At 73.2% G+C, this 2413-nt stretch carries 1 protein-coding gene; it reads left to right on the top strand.

What is annotated here, in order from left to right:
* The coding region (locus ACZ6CL_RS42880; RefSeq protein ID WP_468946997.1) for a polyketide synthase dehydratase domain-containing protein at positions 1–2413 on the top strand (2413 nt) is incomplete at both ends.

The following is a 2413-nucleotide window of genomic DNA, read 5'->3' as shown; positions in this document are numbered from 1 at the left end:
TCGAGCGGGCGAGTGTGGACGCGGTGACCGTGCCCACGCTGCGCCGCGACCACGGCGGTCAGGACCAACTGGTGCGCTCCCTCGCCCAGGCGTTCAACGCGGGCGTCTCCGTGGACTGGACGACCCTGTTCCCGGCCGACCCCACCCCCCGGACGGTGGATCTGCCCACCTACGCCTTCCAGCACGAGCGGTACTGGCTGGACGGCCTCACCGGTCGGGGCGTCGACCCCACCGACCTCGGTCTCGTCCCTGCCGGGCACCCGCTGCTGAGCGCCGCCGTGGAACTGGCCAATGGCGACGGCCGACTGCTGACGGGACGGCTTTCGGCGCGTACCCATGCGTGGCTCGGTGAGCACATGGTGGCGGGCGCGGTGCTGGTGCCCGGTGCGGCGCTGGTGGAGTGGGCGCTGCGGGCCGCCGACGACGTCGGCGCCGGTGGCGTGGAGGAACTGGCGCTCCAGGTCCCGCTGGTGCTGCCGGAGTCGGGCGGACTTCGCCTGCAGATCGTGGTCGGGTCGCCCGGCGCCGATGGGCGGCGCGAGGTGCACATGTACTCCCGTCCCGAGGGAGACGACGGGTCCGCTAACGCGTGGGTGTGCCACGCGGAAGGTGTGCTGGGCCCGGTGGTCCCGAAGAGCGAGGACGTGGCGGAGGGGCTGGGCGGCGTATGGCCCCCGGCGGGGGCGGAGCCCTTGGCGCTGGAGGACTTCTACGAACGCGTCGCGGCCTCGGGATATGCGTACGGCCCGTCCTTCCAGGGGCTGCGAGCGGTGTGGCGCGACGGGGCGGATCTGCTGGCCGAAGCGGTGTTGCCGGAGGCCGCGGGCGAGCACACCGGGTTCGGTGTCCACCCGGCGCTGCTCGACGCGGCGCTGCACCCCGTCCTGCTGACGGGCCAGGACACGACGGACAGGGCGTGGCTGCCGTTCACCTGGAACGGGGTGTCGCTACGGGCCCAAGGAGCGACCAGCGTACGGGTCCGGCTGTCCCCTCGGGAGGGCGGCGACGAGAGCGAGCGGACGGTGCGGGTGACGGTGGGCGACGCGGTGGGCGCACCGGTGCTGAGCGCGGACGCGGTGGTGCTGCGCCTGGCGAGCGGAGACCAGCTGCGGAGCCCCCAAGTGCCAGCTGTAGAGGGCCTGTTCGCCATGGACTGGACTCCCTTGCCTCTCGCGTCCGACACCAGTGGCGGTGACCCGAGCTGGGCGGTTCTGGGCAGCGAGGCCACCCCGGATCTCGAATCGCTGATCGCCGCGCTCGACGGTGGCACACCAGCTCCTTCGCTCGTCCTGGCGTATCAGCCCGCTGCCGACGCGTCGGCCGAAGTCGGCGCCATGGCGGCCGATGGGCTGGCGTCGGCGGAGCGGCTCTTGAAGCTGTTGCAGGATTGGTCGGCCGAACCACGGCTGGCCGATTCCCGGTTGGCGGTGGTGACGCGCGGAGCCGTACCCGCCGATGACACGGGGAGCGTGGACGTACCCGGGGCCGCGCTGTGGGGTCTCGTACGCGGCGCGCAGGCGGAGAACCCGGGCCGGTTCCTGCTGCTCGACATGGACCCGAACACACCGGGGGCCGATGAGCGCAGTGTGCTGAACGCCGTCCTGCGGGCCGTGGAGGCGGACGAGTCGCAGGTGGCGCTGCGCGCCGAGGAGGTGCTGGTGCCCCGGCTGGTACGGGCCGCCACCATCGGCGGTGCTGGCTTGGCGCCCCCGGTAGGGCAGTCCGCGTGGCGGCTCGGGGTCGTCGGCGCCGCGACGGTGGACAGTGTGCGGCCCGTGCCGTGTCCGGAGGTGCTGGAGCCCCTGCGCGCCGGTCAGGTCCGCATCGCGGTGCATGCGGCGGGCGTCAACTTCCGCGACGCGCTGATCGTGTTGGGGATGTATCCGGGTGACGCCGTGTTCGCGGGCAGTGAGGGCGCGGGCGTGGTCCTGGAGACCGGGCCGGACGTGGCGGACCTCGCCGTGGGTGACCGGGTGATGGGCCTGTTCGAGGGTGCGTTCGGCCCGCTGGCGGTGGCGGACGCGCGTACCGTCGTCCCCGTCCCTTCCGGCTGGAGCTTCCAGCAGGCGGCCGCGGCGCCCGTGGTGTTCCTCACCGCCTGGTACGGGCTGGTCGAGCTGGGCGGGCTGCGGGCGGGGGAGTCGGTGCTGATCCATGCCGCGACGGGCGGCGTGGGGATGGCGGCGGTGCAGATCGCCCGCCATCTGGGCGCGGAGATCTACGCCACGGCTTCACCCGGCAAGCATGCGGTGTTGGAGGACATGGGCATCGACCAGGCACACCGCGCCTCGTCGCGCGATCTGGACTTCGAGCAGGTGGTGCGGGAGGCCACGGGGGGCCGTGGCGTGGACGTCGTCCTGAACAGCCTGGCCGGGCCCTTCGTGGACGCTTCGCTGCGGTTGCTGGTCGAGGG

It is taken from the genome of Streptomyces sp. NPDC041200, from assembly GCF_055591805.1.
This window is presented reverse-complemented; position numbering and strand designations above follow the sequence as displayed.